The sequence below is a fragment of the Streptomyces sp. NPDC006450 genome, from assembly GCF_040612195.1.
Classification (GTDB): domain Bacteria; phylum Actinomycetota; class Actinomycetes; order Streptomycetales; family Streptomycetaceae; genus Streptomyces.
Map to the genome: position 1 here is coordinate 64,179 of NZ_JBEXPT010000009.1, position 16,482 is coordinate 80,660.

The 16,482-nt window shown below is 70.6% G+C and carries 12 protein-coding genes; 6 read left to right on the forward strand and 6 right to left on the reverse strand.

Annotated features, from left to right (window positions below):
• Window positions 1-89: 89 nt before the first annotated feature.
• Window positions 90-2,867 carry a glycosyl hydrolase gene (locus tag ABZY57_RS06070; protein ID WP_356508599.1) on the reverse strand — a complete coding sequence of 926 codons (2,778 nt, stop codon included), beginning with the start codon at window positions 2,865-2,867 and terminating at the stop codon, window positions 90-92.
• A gap of 242 nt (window positions 2,868-3,109) precedes the next feature.
• Here ABZY57_RS06070 and ABZY57_RS06075 point away from each other — a divergent pair, with 242 nt between their 5' ends.
• From ABZY57_RS06075 to ABZY57_RS06095, 5 genes are all read left to right on the forward strand, one after another.
• Window positions 3,110-4,414 (forward strand): extracellular solute-binding protein, encoded by a 1,305-nt coding sequence (locus tag ABZY57_RS06075; RefSeq protein ID WP_356508601.1) that lies wholly within the window; start codon window positions 3,110-3,112, stop codon window positions 4,412-4,414.
• A gap of 85 nt (window positions 4,415-4,499) precedes the next feature.
• Entirely contained in the window at window positions 4,500-5,507 is a 1,008-nt protein-coding gene (locus tag ABZY57_RS06080) for a sugar ABC transporter permease (protein WP_356508603.1), read from the forward strand.
• Window positions 5,504-6,424: a carbohydrate ABC transporter permease gene (locus ABZY57_RS06085; protein ID WP_356508605.1), complete on the forward strand. Its 921-nt coding sequence runs from the start codon at window positions 5,504-5,506 to the stop codon at window positions 6,422-6,424. Before ABZY57_RS06080 ends, ABZY57_RS06085 begins: the two co-directional genes overlap by 4 nt.
• A gap of 92 nt (window positions 6,425-6,516) precedes the next feature.
• Window positions 6,517-7,944, forward strand: coding sequence for a GH1 family beta-glucosidase (locus tag ABZY57_RS06090; protein WP_356508607.1), 1,428 nt, complete (start codon window positions 6,517-6,519; stop codon window positions 7,942-7,944).
• A gap of 121 nt (window positions 7,945-8,065) precedes the next feature.
• Window positions 8,066-8,392 (forward strand): hypothetical protein, encoded by a 327-nt coding sequence (locus ABZY57_RS06095; RefSeq protein WP_243336993.1) that lies wholly within the window; start codon window positions 8,066-8,068, stop codon window positions 8,390-8,392.
• Window positions 8,393-8,467: 75 nt separating this feature from the next.
• Here the strand turns inward: ABZY57_RS06095 and ABZY57_RS06100 are convergent, their stop codons facing one another.
• Window positions 8,468-10,801 (reverse strand): helix-turn-helix domain-containing protein, encoded by a 2,334-nt coding sequence (locus ABZY57_RS06100; RefSeq protein WP_356508609.1) that lies wholly within the window; start codon window positions 10,799-10,801, stop codon window positions 8,468-8,470.
• A gap of 264 nt (window positions 10,802-11,065) precedes the next feature.
• Complete coding sequence (locus ABZY57_RS06105) at window positions 11,066-12,535, reverse strand: phosphatidylinositol-specific phospholipase C domain-containing protein (RefSeq protein ID WP_356508611.1); 1,470 nt, start codon at window positions 12,533-12,535, stop codon at window positions 11,066-11,068.
• A 334-nt stretch (window positions 12,536-12,869) separates the two neighbouring features.
• On the opposite strand from ABZY57_RS06105, the gene ABZY57_RS06110 reads away from it, so the two are divergent.
• A complete protein-coding gene (locus ABZY57_RS06110) occupies window positions 12,870-14,144 on the forward strand; it encodes an FAD-dependent oxidoreductase (RefSeq protein ID WP_356508613.1) in 1,275 nt (424 codons plus the stop codon).
• A 102-nt stretch (window positions 14,145-14,246) separates the two neighbouring features.
• On the opposite strand, the gene ABZY57_RS06115 is transcribed toward ABZY57_RS06110, so the two are convergent.
• The 3 genes from ABZY57_RS06115 to ABZY57_RS06125 form a co-directional block, all read right to left on the reverse strand.
• On the reverse strand, window positions 14,247-14,681 hold the full coding sequence (locus ABZY57_RS06115) for a YdeI/OmpD-associated family protein (protein ID WP_356508615.1): 435 nt from the start codon (window positions 14,679-14,681) through the stop codon (window positions 14,247-14,249).
• 147 nt (window positions 14,682-14,828) lie between these two features.
• Complete coding sequence (locus tag ABZY57_RS06120; protein WP_356508617.1) at window positions 14,829-15,242, reverse strand: VOC family protein; 414 nt, start codon at window positions 15,240-15,242, stop codon at window positions 14,829-14,831.
• 177 nt (window positions 15,243-15,419) lie between these two features.
• Window positions 15,420-16,433, reverse strand: coding sequence for a helix-turn-helix domain-containing protein (locus ABZY57_RS06125; RefSeq protein WP_356508619.1), 1,014 nt, complete (start codon window positions 16,431-16,433; stop codon window positions 15,420-15,422).
• Window positions 16,434-16,482 lie beyond the last annotated feature (49 nt).

Sequence of the window (16,482 nt, forward strand, 5' to 3'; positions counted from 1 at the left end):
CCGGGGACCCGCCGCACCGATCGTGCCCGTACATCTGGTTCATCCGCGCGGTGGATCGCACGGCGGTGGATGACGAGGCATCAACGGGATCACACGTACGGGATCCTCAGCACCGCCGCGTCCGTGCCCGTCTGGACCTGGGACGTGCCGTTGCCCAGCGCGTTCCAGATCTCCAGGCGGACGGTGCCGTTCCTGAGTTCGCCCAGGCTGCCGGTGACGGCCTGCGCGCCGACGGCCTGCGTGTACTCCTCCCAGCCCGCGACCGGATCGGTCGCGAAGTAGCGGAAGGTCTCGGTGCGGTCGAAGGTGCCGTCACCGGACAGGTCGTAGCTGACCCGGACCTGCGGGGCGAGCCCCACCTTGGTGCCCGCGTCCACCCGGAGGCGGAACGTGGTTGCGGCCCCGGCGGTGACCTTGCCGTTGACCTGCCTCACCTCGTAGACGGTCGGCCGGTACGGGGTGCCGTCCCGGTTGACGCCGTCGGCCGAGGCCAGGGTGTCCACGCCGGCCGGGTCGGTGGTGGCGGTGGTGAGGATGCCGCCGGTCTTGAGACGGAAGGTGTTGCCGGTGGACGGGCCCGGCTCCTCCGGGTCCGGGTTTCCGCCGGCGCCGGTGCCCGTGGCCGTCGAACGGGCCGGAACGGAAAGGGTCTTGCCGTCCGAGAAGGTCACCGTACGGGCGGTGGAGCCGTGGTTGTGCGCGGTGTAGGTACGCGTGCCGTTCTTGGTGAAGACGGCGGAGGTCGGCAGGTCTGCGCTGACCGTCATGTCCGGTGCGCCCAGTGTGCTGAGCGTGTTGATCCAGTGGTAGGTATGCGCCTTGGACTCACCCTGCTCGGGGGTGTAATTGCCGTTGATGCCGTCCCATTTGGTCTTCGCCGAAGCCGGGTCGGTCAGCGCCTCGAACTCCCAGAGCAGGTCGCGCCACTCCTGGGCCGGGCCGCCGTTCTCGCGCTCCATCTCGGCGATGTTCCGGGTGATGGCGGCCTTCTCACGGGCCAGGTGGAGTGAACCGCCCGTGACGGGAAGGACGTTGATGCCGTGGATCTCCTCCGGGTTGGCGGTCCACCAGGTGGAGTACGCGGCGCCGCTGCCCCAGACCATGCCGACCGTGCCGTACTTGTACGCAGCGGGGAAGACCTGCTCGCTCGCGTCGAACCAGTATTGGGTGATCGCCTCCGACTCCGTCGTCAGCAGGTAGCTGCCGAGGTCGCGGAGCGAGGTGTCGCCGGTCGCCGCGCCCCAGAGGACCAGACCGGCGCTGAGGTTGATGGACTCCGACGAGGACTCCTGGTTGTTGCCCGCCGCGAAGCCCTGGTGGCCGGAGGCCCAGCTGTGGCCCGCGTACACGTCGAAGCCCCGCAGGAAGGGGTACGCCGAGTCGGTGCGGCTCGGGTTGGCCGTGTCGCGGATCAGGTGCTTGATCATCGTGCCCCAGGCCGAGTCGGCCGCCCAGGCCTGGTCGTACTGGGCGATGATCGCCGCCGCGTAGACGTAGTAGCTGTAGTGGAAGTGGTGATCGTTGAGTTCGGTGTCGCTGCCGTACGAGGCCGGGTATCCGGTGAGGGTCTTCCAGTCCCTGTCGTAGCTGAACTCGCTCGCCCCGCCGGCCGTGAACCACTCCTGGAGCCGGCCCTTCATGAGGCCGAGGAGCTTGTCGCGGGTCGCGGTCTGGCCGATCTGGTCGGCCACGGGAACCAGTTGGGCGAGCCGGCCGAGCGCCTTGCCGGTCCAGTAGGTGTCGGAAGCCCCGGAGAACGGGTCGGAGGCGTTGGCGACCTCGTTGAGGTAGCCGGTCAGCCGCGCCCGGTCGACGCCGCTGGAGGCGGGCAGGGCGGGCACCACGCCGTTGTTCTTCTGGCTGGTGGTGAAGGAGGCGGACTCGCGCACCTTCATGGTGCCGCGCGGTGAGACGTACGTGTACGGGGTCAGCGCGTCGGTGGTGTGAAGCCACTGGTGGCGGTAGAGGGCCTGGAGCGTGCCGCGCTCGGTGCCCTCCTTGGCCTCCGTGGTCAGGGTGTACGTCGCCCGGACGTCGCCGCCGGCGTTCTGCCAGGCCACCTGGGAGCCGGTGACGAAGCTGAACGCGTACTTGCGGTAGGTCGCCAGCGCGTCCGTGGAGGGCAGGACCGCGAGCGAGAAGTAGTCCTTGCCCGCGAGTCCGGCGGTGATCGTGGTGCCGGAGACGTTCCAGTCGGCGCCGGTCGGGGCGAAGAGCGCGTAGTGGTGCCCGGCGACCGTGATGCCGAGGACGTTGCCGTTGTCCGCGAAGACGGTGGGCGTGGAAGCGGCCGTGATGCGGGCGTCGCCGCCGGAGCCCTTGGCGTATACGAACGGCATGCCGTGGCCGATGGTGGCCCGGAAGGTACGGGAGCCGTCCGCCCAGTACGGGGTGACCGTCCAGTCCGACCAGGCGTCGGCCTTGGTGTCGGGTGAGTTCAGGCCCGTGAGGCCGACGGTGAGGTCGGCCTTGTGGGCGTACTCGTACTGCCGGCCGTCACCTACGATCGCGGGCGCGGTCGGGTAGCCGACCTCCAGGCCGGAGGCCTTGGCCTGGTACGTGAGGGGGTGACCGTACATGGGAGTGGAGTACGGGTTGTCGCCGTAGCGCTGGTAGGCGAGCGAGGTCCACCAGTCGTTGGTCGGGACCGGCTTGTCCCGGGCGGCGGCGGTGAGTTTGGGGGTGACGGGGGCACCGGTGTTCGTGGTGGGTCCGGACGTACCCGCGGGCCGGGCATCGGTGTAACTGCCGGAACCCGCGGGGATGGTGGCGGCGACCGCGGGGGAGGCGGCGGAACCCAGGCCGACGGCGGCCAGGGCGATGGCCAGGAGCGTCGCCGCTGCAGGTCTGGCGAGGGAGGCTTGCACGAAACAGCACCTCGATCAGTGGGGGGAAGAGCGCGTTCGAGAGCGCTCTCAAGTGCCAAGGAACGTAAATCTCCTGAAACCTCAGTGTCAAGAGAACCAGCACTGCGGGCAGTTGGAGGGAACACCAAGCTGTTATGCGTTCGACTCTTGACGGGGAGCAGGCGGTGGGGGACGCTCCAGACGCACGCACTGAGAGCGCTCTCAAAGCGCTCTGTTCATCCCGAAGTCAAGGGAGGCTTCCCATGCCCATCGCCCGAGCCGCCAAGAGAGCCACAGCCCGCCTGGGTGCGGTCGTCCTCACAGGGGCCCTCCTCGCCGCCTGTGGATCCAGCGCCCCACCGGACTCCTCCGACGGCGCGGGCGGCAAGGTCACCCTCACGGTCGACCTCTTCGGGTCCTTCGGCTTCAAGGAGGCCGGGCTCTACGAGGAGTACCAGAGTCTCCACCCCGACGTCACGATCAAGCAGAGCGACACCCAGGACGAGGCGGACTACTGGAAGTCGCTCCAGACCCGCCTCGCGGGCGGTGGCGGTCTCGCGGACGTGCAGGGCGTCGAGGTGGGCCGGATCGCGTCGGTGACCCAGCAGCAGTCCGACAAGTTCGAGGACCTGAAGGCGTTCGGGGCGGACAAGCTCAAGGGCCAGTTCGCCGAGGCCAAGTGGTCGGCGGCGACCACGAAGGACGGCAAGGTCCTGGGCCTCGGCACGGACGTGGGCCCCGAGGCCATGTGCTACCGAACCGACCTCTTCAAGCAGGCCGGTCTCCCCACCGACCGCGAGGAGCTCGCGAAGAAGTGGTCCACGTGGGACGGCTACCTGGAGCTGGGCAAGGAGTACAAGAAGAAGGCACCTGCCACGAGCGCGTGGCTGGACAGCATCGGATCCCTTTACGGAGTCATGATCGGCCAGGAGAAGGAGCGGTACTACGACGCCTCCGGCACGTTGGTCTACGAGACGAACCCGGCGGTCAGGACGGCCTGGGACACCTCCGTGAAGGCCGCCGAAGCCGGCCTGAGCGCCAAGCTCGACCAGTGGTCGCCGCAGTGGAACCAAGCCTTCGCCGCCGGTTCGTTCGCCACGATCCCGTGCCCGGCCTGGATGCTCGGCTACGTCAAGGGCCAGGCCGGTGCCGCGGGCCAGGGCAAGTGGGACGTCGCCAAGCTCCCCGGCGGAGCGGGCAACTGGGGCGGCTCGTACCTCTCGATCCCGCGTGCGGCCAAGCACAAGAAGGAGGCGTACCAACTGATCGAGTGGCTCACCGCGCCCGAGCAGCAGGCGAAGGTCTTCCAGAAGCAGGGCAACTTCCCCTCCTCGACGGGCGCGATCGCGAAGATCGCGGACGCCAAGGACCCGTACTTCTCGGACGCCCCGATCGGTCAGATCTTCGGTGACGCGGCCAAGGCGTCCCCGGTCCAGGTGCTGGGCGTGCACGACCAGAACGTGATGCAGCAGCTGACGAACGCGCTGAGCGAGGTCGAGCGCAAGGGGGTCTCGTCGGACACGGCATGGGAGACGGCGAAGAAGGGCGTGGCGAACGTGATCGGCTGACACCGGTCGCACGCCGTACCCCTCCCGCGCCCGTCAACCCTCCCACCCTGTCATCCCTCCCGCCCCGATCCCGAAGGGCCGCATCGTGTCCCCCACCTCCCTCGCGAAGGCCGGACCCCGCCGGGCCGGAGCCGGAGCCGGTCCCGGATCCGCTTCCGGCCCCGGGACCGACCCGGGCGACGGTCCGGCAGCCGCTCTGCGGCGTACCTGGCGCAAGGCCTCCCCGTACGCCTACGTCGCCCCCTTCTTCACCCTGTTCCTCGCCTTCGGCCTCTTCCCCCTCCTCTACACGGCGTTCGTCTCCCTCTACCGCGTCGAACTCCAGACGAGCGGCGAGATGGAGTGGCGGGGCATCGCCAACTACACCGCGCTCTTCACCGACGAGTACTTCTGGACCGCGCTGCGCAACACGTTCACCATCGGCGTGCTGTCCACCGTCCCTCAGCTCGCGATGGCACTGGGCCTGGCCCACTTGCTCAACTACAAGCTGCGCGGCCGGACGTTCATCAGGACCGCGGTCCTGCTCCCCTACGCGACGTCCGTGGCCGCCGCCACGCTCGTCTTCGCGCAGCTCTTCGGCCGCGACTTCGGGCTGATCAACTACGTGATCGGGCTCATCGGCATCGACCCGGTGGACTGGCAGACGGGCACGGTCGCCTCGCAGATCGCCGTGTCGACGATCGTGATCTGGCGCTGGACCGGCTACAACGCACTGATCTACCTGGCGGGCATGCAGTCGATCCCGCACGAGCTGTACGAGGCCGCGGGGATGGACGGGGCGTCGCGCTGGCGCCAGTTCATCCACGTGACCCTTCCCGGGCTGCGGCCGACCATCGTCTTCACCGTGATCATCTCGACGATCGGCGCGACCCAGCTCTTCGGTGAGCCGCTGCTGTTCGAGGGGTCGATCTCCGGCGGCATCTCGCACCAGTACCAGACCCTCGGCCTGTACATGTACGAGCAGGGCTGGGGCTTCTTCCACCTGGGGCGGGCCGCGGCCATCGCCTGGGTGATGTTCGTCCTGATCGTGGTGCTCGTCGGGGTCAATGCCCTGATCGCGCGCCGCCGTGCACGCAAGGAGGCCGGCCGATGACCGCGCTCGCCCCACCGCCGACCGCGCCCGAGAAGCGCCGCCCTCCGCGGGAGCGGCCCGGCAGGCGCCCCTGGCTCCGCAAGCGCGGCGGGGCCGGGAGGACGATGACGGGCGGCTGGCTCGCCTACCTCGTCCTCGGCTTCGCGCTGCTGATCTCGGCGTTCCCCTTCTACTGGACGATCGTCGCGGCCAGCAGGTCCAACGCGGACCTGGCACGGGTGCCGCCGAGCCTGCTGCCGGGCCCGAACCTGATGAAGAATGTGGAGGCGGTCCTCGAAGAGGCCGACATCGGCAAGGCGCTGCTGAACTCGCTGATCGTCTCCGGGGCCATCACCGTGGGCACGGTGCTCTCCTGCACGCTGGCCGGGTTCGCCTTCGCCAAGCTGAAGTTCCGGGGCCGGGGTGCCCTGCTGACGTTGACGATCGGGACGATGATGATCCCGCCGCAGCTCGGCGTGATCCCGTTGTTCATGCTGATCGCCGAACTCCAGTGGGTGAACCAGCTCCAGGCGGTGATCCTGCCCGGTCTGGTGTCGGCGTTCGGGGTGTTCTTCATGCGCCAGTACCTGATCCAGTCGCTGCCGGACGAGTTGATCGAGGCGGCCCGCGTGGACGGGGCCTCCACGGCCCGCATCTTCTGGTCGATCGTGATCCCGATCGCGCGGCCGGGGATGGCGGTGCTCGGCATGCTCACGTTCATGACGGCGTGGAACGACTTCTTCTGGCCGGTCATCGCGTTGTCCTCACAGGAGCCGACCGTGCAGGTCGCGCTGCGGCAGCTCGGCGGCGGCTACGTCAACGACCAGTCGGTCATCATGGCCGGCACGCTGCTCGGCACACTGCCGGTCCTGCTCGTCTTCGGCCTGCTGGGCCGGCAGATCGTCGGCGGCATCATGCAGGGCGCGGTCAAGGGCTGACCCGTTCCTGCCCTTCGGCAACGGCCGGAGCTCGGCCCCCTCAGCCCCATCCGATCGTCCCCTCCCCCCCTACTTCCTGGAGTGTCCGTCTCATGACCGCTGTCGATGCCCGCCCGGCGACCTCCACGGGCACCCGTCCCGGGGCCGGTACGGGACTGCGCTTCCCCACCGGATTCCGTTGGGGCACGGCCACCGCCGCCTACCAGATCGAGGGGGCGGCCGCCGAGAACGGCCGGACGCCTTCCATCTGGGACACCTTCAGCCGCACGCCCGGCAAGGTACGCAACGGCGACACCGGTGACATCGCCGCCGACCACCTGCACCGGATGCCGGACGACGTGAAGCTGATGAAGGAGCTCGGCGTCACGGACTACCGCTTCTCCGTCTCCTGGCCCCGGGTCCAGCCGATGGGCCGGGGCCCGGCCGTGGAGCGCGGCCTGGACTTCTACCGCCGCCTGGTGGACGAGTTGCTGGCGAACGGCATCAGGCCGGTCGCGACGCTCTACCACTGGGACCTACCGCAGGAGCTGGAGGACGCGGGCGGCTGGCCGGAACGGGACACCGCACACCGGTTCGCGGAGTACGCGGACCTGGTGGCCCGGGCGCTGGGCGACCGGGTGCCGACCTGGACGACGTTGAACGAGCCCTGGTGCGGGGCGTTCCTCGGGTACGGGAACGGGGTCCACGCCCCCGGCCGCACCAGTGACCTCGCCGCACTGCGCGCGGCCCATCACTTCAACCTGGCGCACGGCGGCGCTGTCCGGGTCCTGCGTGACCGCCTCCCGTCCACTGCCGAGATCTCCCTGACCCTGAACCTCCACGTTCTGCGCCCGCTGACGGACACGGCAGCGGACCGGGACGCGGTGCGCCGGATCGACACGGTGGCGAACCGGATCTTCTTGGACCCGGTCTTCCACGGGCGGCTGCCGCAGGGCCTGGTGGAGGACACGGCGGGCGTGACGGACTGGTCCTTCGTCCGGGACGGCGACCTGGAGGTCACGTCCGCTCCCATCGACTCGCTGGGCATCAACTACTACTCCCCCAGCGTGGTTTCGGCGGGCTCCTCCTCTTCCCCCGCCCCCTGGGCGGGCGCGGAGGAGCATGTGGCGTTCACCCCGGCGGCGGGCCCTCGTACGGCGATGGACTGGCCGGTGGACGCGAACGGCCTGTACGAGCTGCTGACCCGGCTGCGCGACGAACTCCCGCACCTCCCGCTCCTGGTGACGGAGAACGGGGCGGCGTACGACGACTACGCCGATCCGGAGGGGCAGGTCCACGACCCGGAGCGGGTGGCGTACCTGGACGCGCACCTGACGGCCGTGCACCGGGCGATCGAGGACGGCGTGGACGTCCGCGGCTACTTCCTGTGGAGCCTCCTGGACAACTTCGAGTGGGCGTACGGCTACAGCAAGCGCTTCGGCATCGTCCACGTGGACTTCGCGTCCCAGCGCCGGACGGTGAAGGACAGTGCGCGATGGTACGCGGAGGTCATCGCGCGGAACGGGCTGGCGCGGGGCTGAGGAGGATCCCTCCTGCTTTTCGCGGCCCTGGGGCCTCCCCGGGGCCGCCGGCGTCCAACCACGCGCACGACCGAGGAGCAGGGCACCGAAAGCGGCGCCGCCCGCGTCGTAGTCTCGAGCCGTGCACGAAAACGAGATCAAACTCAAAGCCATTGCCGCGCTCACCGCCCTGCGCGCGGATGTCGGCGAAGGCCTCGCCTCCGACCTGCTGGCGGAAGTGACCCCCGGTCACTTCCTGGTGCCGGCGGGAGCCGATCCCGAGGAAGTCGGCGGCGCCGTGCTCGATCAGCTCTCGGCCCCGCTGAGCGCCCTGGTCAACGGTTTCATCGCCGCCTTCGCGGCAGTCGCCTACGCCTACGACGAAACCGGCGCGGAGCCCGGTACCGACGCCATCCTGCAGGAGCTCGCCCTGCGTCTCGCCCGCGAGGACGGTCAGCAGTCGCCCTGACCGCCAACCGGGCGCCGCCAGGGTGCGGCGCGGCATGCGCAGGACGTCGATACCGCAGGACCTGCTCGGCCCTTCTCAGCCGGTCGGGCCGGGTGCGTCGTCGCGGACCAGGTGGAGCTGTTCGGCGGCTTCGGACCTGCGGGGGTTGTTCAGCCGGACGAGCGCGTCATGAGCGGTGGTCAGGACCGCGTGGGCTTCGTCGCGCCGGTCGAGATGGCGCAGGACGATGCCGAGGTCCAGGCGGGCCGGTTCGCTCCAGGCGGGCATCTGTGCCGCCTGGAAGTGGGTGAGGGCGTGGCGCAGGAGGTCTTCCGCTTCGTTCCATCGCTTGAGGGCGGCGAGGTCGTTGCCGATGTGCTGGCGGGTTACCGCGAGGTAGAGGCCGATCAGTTCCGGAGGCTTGCCCGGGACGCCGGTGTGGCAGATGGCTTCGCTGCGCCGGTGGATGGCCAGGGCTTCCCGGGCTCGGCCGGTCTGGCGCAGTTGCTGGCCCAGGGAGTTGAGCGCGGTGAGTTCGGCAAGGCGGCTCTCCGGGCCGGTCTGCTTGCCGAGGTGGTCGGCGGCTTCTTGGAGCCAGGTGATGGATTCGTCCGTTCGCCCGAGCCGGTGCAGGGCGCCGGCGGCGTAGCCCAGGGCCCAGCCGATCTGGAGCTGGTCACCGCTTTCGCGCGCCGCGGCCAGGGCTGCCCGTGCGGTGCTCAGCGCGGCGGTGTGGTCGTAGAGACACATGTTGTAGGCCCAGGCCAGGTAGTTGAGGTGGACGGCCTCGTCGCGCGTGCTGCCCAGAGCGCGGGCGGAGTCGACGGCCCACTGGAAGACCTGTGCCCATGCTTCCCAGTGCGGCGTGCGGTCGGAGAACCAGTGCATCGCCTCGGCGGTGTCGATGACCTGCTGGTCCAGGCCCCGGGCTCGGGCGCGCCCCAGCGCGGCGAGCCACTCGGCCTTCTCGGCCTCCAGCCAGACCCGTGCCTGTTCGTGGTCGGCAGGTGCGGTGGCGGGATCCGGATCGGGGGTGGGGCTGGTGTCGGGGTGGGGTGCGGTGTCGAAGAGTTGGGCCGCGGCGGTCGCGCGGTGCAGTGTCCAGAGATCGGCCCGGTTCTGGGCGCTGGTGAGGTGCGCGGGCTCGTCCTCCTCTGCGAGTTGTTCGGCGGCGAAGAGGCGCAGGAGGTCGTGGAAGCGGTAGCGGTCGGCGGTGGGGTGGGGCTGGAGCAGTCCGGCGTCGGTGAGGTCCCGAACGCATGTGACGGCTTGGCGCAGGGGCAGTCCCGCCAGCAGGGCGGCGCTCCGGGGGCTGAAGTCGGGGCCGGCGGCGAGCGCGGCGCGGCGGAAGACGGTGCGGGTGGCTGGGGGCAGTTGCCGGTAGGACAGTGCGAATGCGGCGCGGACCTGCAGTGAGCCGGCTTGCAGGGTGTCCAGGCGGGTGGTGCTTTCCGCGAGCTGGGTTGCGAGTTTGGCGAGGTGTTCGCCCGGCCGGGCGGCGAGGCGTTGTGCGGCGATGCGGACGGCCAGGGGGAGGTGTCCGCACAGGTCGGCGAGATCGCGGGCGGCCTGACTCTCACGGCTCACCCGTTCGGGTCCGATGACCCGGGTGAGGAGTTCGACGGCTTCCTCGCGGCGCAGCAGTGCGAGTTCGGGGCGGTGGACCGCTTCGAGGCCGGCCAGGGTGTTGCGGCTGGTGATGAGGGTGAGGGAGGAGCTGTGGCCGGGCAACAGCGGGCGGACTTGGTTCTCGTCGGCGGCGTTGTCCAGGAGGAGGAGGATCCGGCGGTTGCGCAGTAAGGAGCGCAGGAGGCCGCTGCGGTCCTCGGTGGTGGTGGGGATGGCGCTGTCCACGGCGCCGAGGGCCCGCAGGAGCCGGGCGAGCGCGTCGCGCGGCGGGGTGGGGTGGGGGTCCATGCCGCGCAGGTCGAGGCCGTACTGGCCGTGCGGGAAGTGCGGGGTGAGGGTGTGGGCGGCGTGGACGGCGAAGGCGGTCTTGCCCAGGCCGGGCTGTCCGCTGATCACAGCGACGGGTGGCTGAGCGGGGTCGATGTGTTCGGCCAGGGCGCGGAGCCGGTTCAGGGCTTGGTCGCGGGCGGTGAAGTCACCCAGATCGCGCGGCAGTTGGAGGGGGTGGTGCGGGACGGTCCGTGTCTCCGGCTGGGTGGCGGGCCCGGCTTCGGAGCGGGGCCGGCGGCGGGGGCGGCCGAGGCCGGCGGTGTGTTCCAGTTCGGCGGCGGCCGGACCGTCCAGGCCCAGGGCGGTGGCGAGGGCCTGGACGGTGCGGCGCTGCGGCCCCCGGGAGCGTCCGCGTTCCAGGTCCGAAAGAGCCCGTACGCTCACTCCCGCGGCCTGCGCAAGTTCCTCCTGGCTCAGCCCCGCACCCGTTCGCAGGGCATGCAGGCGCGCAGCGAACCCTTCGTTGCTCATGAATCGAATCCCCTGGTCAGCGCGGCCCCCCGAGTCGGCGGGTCCTACCGGCAGAAGTATGCCAAGACGCTCCCTCCTCCTTCTGCCGGTGGAAGTCCGTACGCGGCGTGGGCGGACCGCCCTGCTCGGCCGGGCACCGCCGCACCGCGTCCGCCGCCTGCGTTTCCATGCGGAAAGCACGAGCGGCCCGGCCGATTGCTCGGCCGGGCCGCTTCGGGCACCGCTAGGGCGTGGGTGACAGGAGGCCGGATCAGGGCCGGGGGGTCATCCGCGGGTCGGGCACACGTCCTGCGTGACCTTGCCGGCCTTGCCACCGGTCGTCGCCGGGTCCAGGGTCAGGCACTTGCCGGTCCACCGGTTGATGAAGTAGGTGGCGCGCCGCCCGCCGTACTGCTCCGCCGGCATGACCTCCCAGAGCTGGTTGTCCGAGGCCCACCGGCTCTCGCACGGCCACCAGAACAGCTGCATGCCGTTGCCGGGGGGCACGCCGAGGTTCCACGGGACGGTGAGGCAGTTGCCGTTGCCCGCCTTGATCCAGTAGTAGTTCTGACTGTCGTAGGGCGGCAGCGGGACGGTCCACTGCTGGCTGCTGGGCGCCGGGCTCGCACAGGCCCGCTGTGTCATCACGCCACCCGTGCCGTCGGGGAAGTTCTCACCCCGCACCATGCACCGGTTCGGTGCGGTGGTCTCATAGGTCTGCCCGATGAACTGCCTGTTCGGGGTGACGGTCCACAGCGCCGGGTGCGGCGCGAAGACGTGGGCGTTGCGGTTGAGTTCGTTGACCACGGACATCGGGGTGACGCCGCTGGTGTCGCTCTTCTCGTAGAAGTTCACGGCGACGTAGTTCGGGTTGCGGCCCGCGGCGGGGCGGCAGTCCTTGTCGATGCGGTTCTTCAGCGCCGAGCCGTTGTCGCCCGACGACTTCGCCTCGGGGTTCAGCACGCTCGAGTCGAACTGGTTCATGGTGAACAGCGGCGTCAGGGCCGTGCCGGGCATGGGGTTCTGCCCCACCGGGTTGCTGTTGCGCGATGCGCAGCCGCTGGGCCGTCCGTCGTAGTCGTAGAGCGTCTCCACCGTGCGGTTCCAGGTGTACATGAGGCGCCCGTACTCCTTGCTGCCGTCACCGGACTTGACCGGGACGTCGTCTCCCCACCTGTCCTGGAAGACCACCAGGCGGCGGTTGTCGGAGACCATGTCGCGCAGCCGCGGCCAGTTCCGCCTGTCGATGTCGTACTGGGTGGGCGAGAACAGCAGGCCCTTGGCGTTGTCGGCCTCCAGCACGTCGGTGACCGCCTGGGTGAGCGACGCGCGGCTGGCGTAGTTCTCCAGGAAGATCGTGACCACTTCGTCCGGGTGGGCCTTGAGGAAGTCCACCACGGTGCTGAGCCCGCTGCGAAAGCTCTCGTAGCAGGAGAACGTGGAGTGGCACAGCATCAGGTCGACGTTGCCCTCCTGGTCGTAGGCGATGTCGTAGGTGTCGAGCATCAGCCCGCGCACGCCGTCGTCGAGCTGCCGGGAGATGCTGCGCGACTGGTTCCTCGGCGGCGCCACCCCGGAGGTCGCGTAGGAGTTGTGGGTGGTCAGCGACGACCACTGGTCGAGGCGGGCGTCTCCGTACTTGCTCCCGGACGCCGCCGCGGCGGTCGTCGGGGTGGGCAGCATCGCGGCCAGGAAGACCAGCGACAGAACGGGTAGGGCCAGCCTTCGCAGCGCGCGGAAGCCTCTTGCAAGCATGTCGTTCCCCAGGGTCAAGACGGTCGTCGGAACCGGAGCGGACGGCGGTACCGGTTGCCGGACGGCGGTGCGGGCGGGCCGGGGCACCGTGATGCCCGGCCGCCCGGCCCCGCCGTCCGTCCCGCGTCGAGCCAACACGGTGGGAGGGGGCCGGACCATGCGGTTCCACCGGCAGAAGTAGGTACCCCGCCTACTTCTGCCGGGCAGTCCTGCGTCCCTCCCCCGGCCGGTCGCCGGACCCACCGACCCGCAAGGCGCTACCGCAACCGCCGCGCCCGGTGGGGTATACGTCGTCCGGGACGCAACCGCGATGCCGGCGAAGGGAATGGTTGCCGTGGACCGTACGACCTGCTGTGTGGTGGGGGGCGGCCCCGCCGGGATGGTGCTGGCCCTGCTGCTGGCCCGGGCCGGGGTGGAGGTGACCGTGCTGGAGAAGCACGGCGACTTCCTCCGCGATTTCCGCGGCGACACCGTGCACCCGTCCACCCTGTCGCTGCTGGACGACATCGGCCTCGCCGAACGCTTCGCCCGGCTGCCTCAGCGGCGGGTGACCTCGGTGCAACTGCCCATCGGGGCGGACCGCTCCCTCGTCACGATCGGGAACATCGGGGCGCTGCCCGGGAAGTACAACTACATCGCGATGGTGCCGCAATGGGACCTGCTCGACCTCCTCGCCGACGAGGCGGCCAGGGAACCCTCCTTCCGGCTGCGCATGAACACCGAGGCGACGTCCTTCCTGAGGGAACGCGGCCGGGTCACCGGCGTGCGGTACCGCACCGCGGACGGCGCGACCGGTGAGCTCAGGGCCACGCTGACCGTGGCCTGCGACGGCCGCGGGTCCTTCGCCAGGGCGCTGCCCGAGCTCGGCCTGGAGGACTTCCCGTGCCCGATGGACGCCTGGTGGTTCCGGCTGCCGCGCCACGAGAGCGATCCCAGCGGGCTCGTGGGAGGCCTGGGCGAAGGGTTCTTCAGCGCGCTCATCGACCGCGGCGACTACTGGCAGATCGCGGGGCTCATCCCCAAGGGAACCGACGCCCAGCGTCGCGCGGAGGGCTTGGACCGGTTCATGGCCCAGTTCACGGACGCCGTCCCGTGGCTGGCCGACCGGGCGCACGCCCTCACCTCCTGGGACGAGGTCAAGCTGCTCGACGTACGGCTGGACCGGCTTCGGCGCTGGCACCGGCCGGGGCTGCTGTGCATCGGCGACGCCGCCCACGCCATGTCGCCGGTCTTCGGCATCGGCATCAACCTCGCCGTGCAGGACGCGGTGGCCGCGGCCCGCCACCTGGTGGGCCCGCTGCGCGCGGGCACCGTGGGCCTCCACGACGTGCGCCGCGTACAGCGCCGCCGCATGCCCACGACGGTGGCCACCCAGGGCTTGCAGCGCCTGGCCCACGCCCGGGTCATCGAACCCCTGCTGGCCGGGCGCGTCGCGTTCGGCCACCCGCAGGTGGCGAAGCGGCTGACGGAGCTCGTCACCGACTCGCGGTGGCTGAACCGGGTGCCGGCCTACTTCATCGCGTACGGGGCCCTGCGCGAGCGGCCGCCGGCGGAGTCGGTGCGCGGCTCCGCGGACCCGGTCCGGGAGGCGTCGGACGGCGCCCGCTAGAGCCTGTCGATCTGGAGGCGCCGGCGGGAGGGGCCGTCGTCCAGCCTGCCGTGGCCGGGGCCCGGAGCGGCCGGCCACGGCAGCGCGCGGGGCTTTCGGGGGTCAGCCCCGCAGGGTGGCGATGGCCTTGTCGATGCGCCGTTGGCGCGTCTCGGGCATCTTCGCGCTCTCGATGGCGCGCACGTGCTCGCGCTTGCGGCTGTACGTCAGGTTGTCGTAGGCGGCGCGGGCGGCCGGTTCGGCGTCCAGAGCCTGGGTGAAGTCCTCAGGCTCGACGACGACGCGCGGCTCGGTGTCGAGCTCGACCTCGACCTCGATCTCCTCACCGATCTCGACTTCCGCGGCCCGCCGGTTGGCATGGCTGAGGCCGATCAAGTGGCGGCCGCGCAGGTGGGCGAGCCGGCTCTTCCAGGAATGCCCGTTGATGGTGATCGTCACCGGCGGCCGCGTGCCCTCGCCGAGCGCTGCCACCACCTCGGACGGGACTTCGAGACCCCGCATGGGCTCGGGGGGCTCAACGTAGGTCCGAAACTTCAAGGTCTTCTCCTGTCGTCCTGCCGGTTCACCGCGGATCCCGCCCCGGCTCCGATCGCCGCTCCCGCTTCCCGTACCCGGGTCACGGGCGTCCGGACGGCAGCGGCACGCGCTCCGCCGTCCCGGACGGCCCTGAGACAAGGATCGCGGCTACTCCGCGTAGGGCTGGTCGGTTCCTTGGGCGCTGTAGCCGAGACTCCAAATGTAGCCGTCCGGGTCGGCGAAGGTGCCGCCGTACCCGCCCCACGGCAGAGCGCCGGCGGGCTTGAGGACCTTGGCGCCGGCCTTCTGGGCCTCCGCCATGATCTCGTCGACCCTCGTCTCGCTCCGTACGACGTAGGTCAGGACCAGTCCGCTGAAGCCGCTGCCTTCCTGGTCCGTGCCCACCTGTTCGGCCAGGCCTTCACGGCTGTAGAAGCCGACGGGTGACGCACCGTCCGATGCGAAGAACACCGAGATGCCGAAGTCGTTCTGGATCTTCCAGCCGAGTCCCTCGGTGTAGAACTGCTTGGCCCGGTCCATGTCCCGGACGCCAAGAAGGATCGAGCTGACGTGCGCTTTCATGCCTTGCTCCTGCACTGTAGGTGTATGGGTGCCGGACGTCCGGGACACGGCCCGGACGTCACATCGGCGCCTGTTCGCCGGCCGTGGTCATCAGGTTAGGGGCGGCTCCGTGAACCGCGCTTCTCGATTCCTGATCGATCCGGACACCCCCCGGACGTCCCCGCAGACCTCACCGTGTCACCGTGTCGCCGGTTCGGTCCCGAGCGCGGCCCCGTCCGCTCGGAAGGCGCGCCGGTAGGCAGCGGGTGTGGTGCGCAGGGCTTCGTGGAAGCGCCTGCGCAGGTTGACGGCCGAGGAGAGGCCGACCCGGTGCGCGATGGTTTCCACGGGCAGGTCGGTCTCTTCCAGCAGGGCCCGGGTGGCGGCGATGCGCCGGTCGAGCAGCCAGCGCCCGGGGCTGATCCCCAACTGCTCGGTGAAGCGCCGGGTCAGCGTGCGGGCCGAGACCTGGGAGCGGGCTGCCATCTCGGCGACGCTGACCGGCTGGTCCAGCCGCCCGGCCAGCCATTCCAGCAGCGGGGCCAAAGAGTCGGTGACCGGTCCGGAGGTGGGCAGTTCGGCGTATTGCAGCTGGCAGCCTTCGCGGTGCGGCGGCATCACCATCTGGCGGGCGATCCGCATCGCGTACGCGGCGCCCTGGTCGGTGCGCACCAGGTGCAGGCAGAGGTCCACGCCGGCCGCCGATCCGGCGCTGGTCGCGACATCGCCGTGGTCCACGTACAGCACTGCGGGGTCGACCCGGACCCTCGGGAACCGGGCGGCCAGCCCCGGCGCCTGGGCCCAGTGGGTCGCGGCCCGCCGATCGTCCAGCAGTCCGGCGGCGGCGAGTACGAAGGCGCCCGAGCAGATGCCGACGACTCGCGCGCCCCGGCGGTGCGCCCGGCGGACCGCCGCGATCAGCCGTGCCGATACCTCGGTGCCGACGGGTTGTTGCCAGCCGGGGACCAGGACGGTGTCCGCGCGCTCCAACGCGTCCAGGCTCGTGGTGACCAGCAGGTCGTACCCGGCCTGGGTTCGCACCGGGCCGGGGTGCTCGGTGCAGACCTCGAACGCGTAGCGGGAGGGGATCGCCGGGCTGTGGTCGCCGAACACCTCGGACGCGCAGGCGAGCGGGAAGGCCGACTGAGGGGGCTGCAACACGGCCACGACCCGGTGAAGCGCCGGGGGCTTCGGCAGCGAACGAGGCGTCATGGCGCGAAAGTACCCCATCGTGTCGTTCAGGACACTGGGGTGATCGATT

What these genes read in the sequence shown, in the direction of transcription:
- ABZY57_RS06120 (WP_356508617.1), bottom strand. Translation starts at nt 15,242, where the DNA reads ATGAAAGCGCACGTCAGCTCGATCCTTCTTGGCGTCCGGGACATGGAC.
- ABZY57_RS06075 (WP_356508601.1), top strand. Translation starts at nt 3,110, where the DNA reads ATGCCCATCGCCCGAGCCGCCAAGAGAGCCACAGCCCGCCTGGGTGCG.
- ABZY57_RS06105 (WP_356508611.1), bottom strand. Translation starts at nt 12,535, where the DNA reads ATGCTTGCAAGAGGCTTCCGCGCGCTGCGAAGGCTGGCCCTACCCGTT.
- ABZY57_RS06100 (WP_356508609.1), bottom strand. Translation starts at nt 10,801, where the DNA reads ATGAGCAACGAAGGGTTCGCTGCGCGCCTGCATGCCCTGCGAACGGGT.
- ABZY57_RS06125 (WP_356508619.1), bottom strand. Translation starts at nt 16,433, where the DNA reads ATGACGCCTCGTTCGCTGCCGAAGCCCCCGGCGCTTCACCGGGTCGTG.
- ABZY57_RS06090 (WP_356508607.1), top strand. Translation starts at nt 6,517, where the DNA reads ATGACCGCTGTCGATGCCCGCCCGGCGACCTCCACGGGCACCCGTCCC.
- ABZY57_RS06085 (WP_356508605.1), top strand. Translation starts at nt 5,504, where the DNA reads ATGACCGCGCTCGCCCCACCGCCGACCGCGCCCGAGAAGCGCCGCCCT.